Annotated in this window: 5 protein-coding genes; 1 reads left to right on the top strand and 4 read right to left on the bottom strand. The window is 28.7% G+C overall.

Translation table 11 applies throughout. The features are described from left to right. Positions 1-495 precede the first annotated feature (495 nt). Positions 496-1497 carry a sn-glycerol-1-phosphate dehydrogenase gene (locus METFODRAFT_RS08815; RefSeq protein ID WP_007045255.1) on the top strand — a complete coding sequence of 334 codons (1002 nt, stop codon included), beginning with the start codon at positions 496-498 and terminating at the stop codon, positions 1495-1497. Positions 1498-1586: 89 nt separating this feature from the next. Here METFODRAFT_RS08815 and METFODRAFT_RS10805 read toward each other — a convergent pair whose 3' ends face one another. The 4 genes from METFODRAFT_RS10805 to METFODRAFT_RS08795 are packed head-to-tail and all read right to left on the bottom strand — an operon-like array spanning position 1587 to position 6099. Continuing rightward, positions 1587-1745, bottom strand: a complete 159-nt coding sequence (locus METFODRAFT_RS10805; protein WP_007045253.1) for a hypothetical protein — start codon at positions 1743-1745, stop codon at positions 1587-1589. A 57-nt stretch (positions 1746-1802) separates the two neighbouring features. Then, positions 1803-3227: a BREX system Lon protease-like protein BrxL gene (brxL, locus tag METFODRAFT_RS08805; RefSeq protein ID WP_007045252.1), complete on the bottom strand. Its 1425-nt coding sequence runs from the start codon at positions 3225-3227 to the stop codon at positions 1803-1805. Next, positions 3224-5617: a BREX-4 system phosphatase PglZ gene (pglZ, locus tag METFODRAFT_RS08800; protein ID WP_007045251.1), complete on the bottom strand. Its 2394-nt coding sequence runs from the start codon at positions 5615-5617 to the stop codon at positions 3224-3226. Before pglZ ends, brxL begins: the two co-directional genes overlap by 4 nt. 17 nt (positions 5618-5634) lie before the next feature. Continuing rightward, complete coding sequence (locus tag METFODRAFT_RS08795) at positions 5635-6099, bottom strand: hypothetical protein (RefSeq protein WP_141564103.1); 465 nt, start codon at positions 6097-6099, stop codon at positions 5635-5637. Between the last annotated feature and the right edge of the window lie 217 nt (positions 6100-6316).

The following is a 6316-nucleotide window of genomic DNA, read 5'->3' as shown; positions in this document are numbered from 1 at the left end:
AACGTGCTAATCGTTTCTAAGTATGTGTTGCTTTCTATAGCTTTGATGAAATCCCTTTTAGGAATAAACCCTTTCAAACCCCGATAAAATCCTCGGCGTAAATTTGTAAAAGCCTTACCAACAAAACTGTTAAATTCGTTAAAGGATTTTATTATTGTGTGTTTTATCCCCTTCATGATTTCACCTCCATATTTTTTTGTATATTAACTATTCGATATTACCAAATATTAAGTTTTCTATTAGTTAGTATGATGTTCGGAGATACTGTTTCTTATTGTTTTTTAAAGTAATTGAACATATTAATATTTAAGGTTTAGTAGCATAGTGGGTGGGTTTTGATGCCATTGCAACCACAATAAATTTTTAGTGGCAAATTAACTATATTATATTTTATTAAATTTTTATTTAGGATACTACTTTTAAGATATATGCCAACCAAAAAACAAATAAATATTTTACCAAAATATTAAGAATAAAAACGCAGAAAGGGAAAAAATGATTGTGATTCCAAGGTATATACTAATTAAAGAAGGTGCCATAGACCAAACTATAGATATATTGAAAAAATTAAACCTAAAGAATCCCCTTGTCATAACTGGAAAAAACACAAAGAAATATTGCAAATTTGATTTTGATATCTTATATTATAATGAGATTGATATTGATGCATTTGAAACTAACAAATATCATGCATATGACTCTATTATTGGCTTAGGTGGGGGAAGAGCAATAGATACTGGGAAACTCATTGCATACAAATTAGAGATTCCTTTTTTAAGCATTCCCACAACGGCATCAAATGACGGCATTGCATCTCCAATTGTTTCTATAAGACAGCCCTCATTTATGACAGAGGCACCAATAGCCATTATTGCAGATATTGACATCATAAAAAAATCTCCAAAGAGGTTGCTAAGTGCGGGAATGGGGGATATAGTATCAAATATCACCGCTGTCTTAGATTGGAAACTTGCTCACAGAGAAATTGGGGAAGATTATAGTGAGAGCTCTGCAATCTTTTCAAAGACAATTGCAAAGGAATTGATTGATTACACCCTTAACTCCAATTTGGAAGAATATCCAAAAAAATTGGTAAAATCCCTCATAGCAAGTGGAATAACCATCTCCATTGCATCCTCTTCCCGTCCTGCATCCGGAAGCGAGCATTTATTTTCCCATGCATTGGATTATTTAAAGAAGGAGTATGATTTAAAAATAAATTCCCTGCATGGAGAGCAGTGCGGAGTTGGGACTATAATAATGTCCTATTTGCATGAGTTGGAAAATGAAAAATTAAAAGGTTTATCTGAAAAAATCAAATTATCACTAAAAAAGGTAAATGCCCCAACAACTGCAAAGGAACTGGGAGTTGATGAAGATTTGATTATAGAAGCATTAACCATTGCCCACAAAATAAGGAATAGATATACAATTTTAAGGCACGGGATTAGCAGAGAGAAAGCAAAAGAAATTGCAGAAAAGACAGGAGCTATTTAAGAATTTTTTCTAAAATTTCAACCATTTTATCTAATGTTTCCCTCACTTCATCGTGTCCTTTTTTGAGTTCAGTTAAAATTTCTGTTTGCTTATCCATTTTGGCATTTTAGTTTTTCCAATACTTCTGTTTGCTTATCAACTTTGACATTTAATTCTTCCAAAGAATCAAAGATTAATTTAATGTATTTGACACCCTCATCTAACTTTTTATTTAACTCCAACAAATCATCTGCAGAAGTAATAGACATAATTTCACTAAAAAACAATGTTGAAATTTTGTATATTCTTTAAATCATTGTTTGTTCTTATTTTTTTACTTTTATCGTTGGAATACCTGGTTTAAACTCGTCATCAATCAAATGAATTTGTTGTTTAATTATTTTTCTTTTTTCCATTGCGGGTTTTAAGCAGAAAGTTTCAAAGTCCCCTAAATTTACATCATCAGCAGATTCAGCATGCGGATAGAGCAATTTTAAGTAACCAGTGCAAAGTCTTTTAATAGCAGTAGTATCCCTTGTATCAGCTTTAGGAGGGATATCTAATAGCTCATCAACAATTGTTGCATACTCACCACATTCCCTCAATGTATGCAATATTTCAGAAAAGTATTCTACATTTAAAGCATAACCCTTAATTTTTAAATCTTCATGAACCCTTGGTAATTTCCAACCTTCTATAAATCCGTGAAATCTATCCAATAATGCAGAATCTCTAAAAAATCTTGGAAGATTATCAAAATATCTACGGTTTATTGGTCTATTATTTGAATCTAAAGGTATGTTTCCTAAAAGAATAAAACTTGTGTTAGCAGTTCCTTTAAAATTCCCTACAGTAAATGTTCCTTGTTCTAAATAGCTCTTTAAAGCTCCTAAAAGCTCCATTTCATCAGTAAATTTTATTGTTTGAATTTCATCCATAGCAATGAAGTCATATCTTCCAACGAGTCCTTGCATACTTCTATTTATGTCGTAAAATAATTTTGCTCTTGAAACTGTTCCTCCACTAATAATCCAACCATACTTACTTAAATTACCAAAAATATATGATTTTCCAGTTCCTTTTGGAGCCAATTCTATTAAATTTAATCTTGGCTCAACAAATACTAATAACCTACTTAAAAATAACAATTTTTGGTCTAATGATTCAAATCCATCTGGGTTGTATTCCATAGACCTTATTAGTAAATCAATCCACTCTTCTAATGTGAATTCTTTTCTTACTGATTTATAATATTCTAAATCCACATCATAAGGTTTAAATGGTTTATAATCCACAATTTCAATAACTCCTTTTTCTTTTCCTTGTGGTGGAACATATCCTAACTCAACAACGCCCCACACTTCACCCCCTCTTAGTTCGGGATATTTTTTTGCGATATGTTGTGGGACTCTGCCCTCACTAAACTTTATATTGAGTTCAGGTATGCTAAATTTTAGTATTCCAGATTTTACATCTGGTTCAACTATGATTCTCGTTAATATTTTTATTGTTTTACCCTCGTTTATTAACTCCCCCTTAATTTTATCATTCTTTATTGGAATGTATGTTTCTAAGAATTCTAACAATGCATCTTTATCTAACTCCCCATCTTCGTCGGTAAATTTGCTTATTAACCAATCTCTTATAAATGAAGGTAAATTTTTACCAATAAATACACTATACCTTTCAGGACTTTTATAAACCGATTCGTATGGAAAATATCTTTTTATCTTTGAATCTAAATTACTCATAGTAAATCCCTCTCTTTCATTCCACCCTTGATTTCTATTTGAATATCCTTACTAAATTTACCTATTGAAATTTTAAGATTGTATTTTTCTGGCTTTTTTGTTGGTAAATTAACGAACCATTTTTTCTCTGAGTTATCATAACTTAAATCTAACCTCTGGTTTTTGAATATTACATAAGGATTATATTTTGGATAAGGAGTTATATCCAAATACAAAATTGGGTTTTTTACCAATATGGTTCTTTTATAACTTATTTCATAATTAATTTTGTCCTTATCTTTTGAGATTACAATTATTGGGACTAAAACTTCTTCTGGAGTAGCTCCTCCATGAACTTCTCTTCTTGGAATATCTCCCAATGAAGTGTATTTTAATGCAACTAATGCTCTATTATTTGGGTCTCTAATGTAATCATTGTTATCTTTAATATTGTTTCTAACATTCTCACCCAATGTATCGAGCCAAACATATCTACCCTCATGCCCTGCCTCAAAATCATATTTTTTTACATTTCCATATCTTTTTAGAGCAAATGGTGTAAATCCATGGTCAGAAACGATAATAATCTTATCATAACTGCCTAAAATATTCTTAATAATACCATTTACGATATCAACCTCCTCCACTATACATTTTGGATGTCTATATGGATTTTGTTTGTGAATGTATTTATCTAAATCATTTATTTTTTCACATTCAAATTTATTTAATTCAGTTATTGATGGCAGTTCCGTTCTTCCTATAAATATATCCTCAATGAAATAGTTTTCAGAATTATTGACTATGTTTTTTATTAAAGAAGCAAATTCTACACCTAATCCATCAATCCAAACTATTTTAGTATGTTCATCTTTTTCAATTTGTGCTAATATGTCTTTAGAAGTTTTAAATTTCCAATACCATTCAGCAAATGAGTTTTCATCTTTATTTTTTTCATTTAATATATTTAATAAGCCATTAGATACTTCATCCAAAACTTTAGACCACTTATATTCATTAAAGTATCCAATAACCCATCTGTTTTCTTCATCTAAATTAGAAAAATTAACTCCACCTAAGTAATAGTAAAGATTGGGATAAATTTCCCTTAGTAATTCTAAAATTTCATTTTTTGTTAATTCATTGTTTCTTAATCCCTGAATAAGACATAAAATTATCTGTTCTTTTTCAAATTGTGTTAAGTCAGTTAAATACCTAATTTTTTGTTTTAATTTTAAATTAGATACTTTTGAAAACTTCTCTTTTAATATTGGTTCAATATTTTTTGGACTTCTCATGGATAGGTTATAGAACATTTTTATTAATTTTCGTCTTTCATCAAAAATTTCTTTTTCTTTATTAACACTTATATCGAATATTTTGAGCCATAATGATAGCTCTAAATTTGAAATATCGTCATATCTATCAATATCTTCTAAAACTTTATAGAGATACTTATTTTCCCAATTTTTATTAATTAAAACACACCATTTTAACAACCATCTTTGGAATTTATTGCCCCTTACCCAAAGTTCTATAATATCATCATAAAGAACCTCTATTTTTTTGAATGTTTTTTGTATTAATTCTTTAAAATTTCTTATATTATTCATAATAGTATGCTCTATCAGCTCCCTCCAAAACTCTTTCTCCTTATCATTGTAGGGTATAGGGATGTTTATTTTTAGAATTTTTTCTAAGAACTTATCATAAGTATCAATGTTTTCAAAATTAAAAAAAGAATCTGGCTGGAAATATTGAAACAAATAATTAATTTCTTCACATAATGACAATATATCTTTTGTTTCTTCTTTTTTCCATAAATTCCCCCAATCTTCAAATGTTCTTATTATAGTATAGTTATCGCTAAGATTTTCAACTTTTTTATAATTTAATTCGATATTTAAGCAATACCCATTTATTTTTTTATCAGGGATACTATTTAATTTCCAAATTGGAGCCCATTCTTCTCTTGAGAAATTTTTTAAAAATTCTTTTTCAAATCTACTATATAAACCAATTATTGGTATGTAAATCCTTACTTTGTTTTTATTATTTCTAAACTCTATTTCAGAAAGCTGTTGGAATAGTGACGAAAAACTTTTGCTATCATAGAATCTTGCTATTTCTGAAACTGGAACTATTAACAAATCTTTATCATCCTCTATTTTTGAGTTAATAAACTTAATCACATCTTCTGAAGTAAGATAGCAAGACATAGGAATTTCTTCAAACTTTAGTTTAACATTTTTTGTATTAATCATCTTTTTTATAAACTCTTTAAATATATCTTTATTTGGGAAAAATATGAATCTTATAGGAAATCTATCTTTTATGTAATCTGTAGATTCCTTATCGTTTTTAGTCTCTTCTAATAGCTCGTCTATATTATTAAATTCTCTTATTTCCATTACCCTCCCCCTTAAGATTATTGTAGATGCCTATCAATAATACTTACTAATTCAGGATGATTTTCAATAATTGCTATTAGAACATTTCTTAAATCCCCCTCATAACTTAGTATCTTATCTTTTAATTGTTTTAACCTATCTTTATTTTCTATATCTTCATCTTTCTCTTTTATATTGCTCATTTTTGTAATTTTATTTGTTATTCCCTCATCTTCATATTTTTTAGTTTTTACATCCTTTTTTACCTCGTCTTCTATTTCTTTCTGTCGCTTATTCAATTCTTCTTCTTTTTTCTTAATCTGCTCTTCTTTCCATTCTAATATAATTTCTCTAACCTTACTTTCATCCCATAAAGAGGATTTTTCTTGCATATTCTTTTTTATACAGGCAATAACTTCATTGACTTCATTATCGTCTATGTTAAATTTTCTTATCCAATTAATGAAACCCCTCTCAAGATTATTTTTATAGGACTTTCGCAAGCATATTCGAATATAATGATATAGCATTTATGATAAGATATTTCTACCACAACATTTTACTATTTTTCGAATAAAAATTGTTTATGGTGAGAATATTCTCAAAAAAGGCGAATGCAATTGTTTATATGCTCTTTCTTCTATTGTCAGAGTTTTAATTCGTGTATAGAACTATCTAAAACATTACGCATTTTCGGAATAAACGTATCTCACGATACCA

This window comes from Methanotorris formicicus Mc-S-70 (genome assembly GCF_000243455.1).
Lineage (GTDB): Archaea > AGJL01 > Methanococci > Methanococcales > Methanococcaceae > Methanotorris > Methanotorris formicicus.
The sequence above is the reverse complement of the archived record's forward strand: the minus strand, read 5'-3'. Positions and strand labels throughout refer to the sequence as shown.

Coding starts and splice junctions, on each gene's coding strand:
- METFODRAFT_RS08815 (WP_007045255.1), top strand. CDS start 496: ATGATTGTGATTCCAAGGTATATACTAATTAAAGAAGGTGCCATAGAC.
- METFODRAFT_RS10805 (WP_007045253.1), bottom strand. CDS start 1,745: ATGTCTATTACTTCTGCAGATGATTTGTTGGAGTTAAATAAAAAGTTA.
- brxL (WP_007045252.1), bottom strand. CDS start 3,227: ATGAGTAATTTAGATTCAAAGATAAAAAGATATTTTCCATACGAATCG.
- pglZ (WP_007045251.1), bottom strand. CDS start 5,617: ATGGAAATAAGAGAATTTAATAATATAGACGAGCTATTAGAAGAGACT.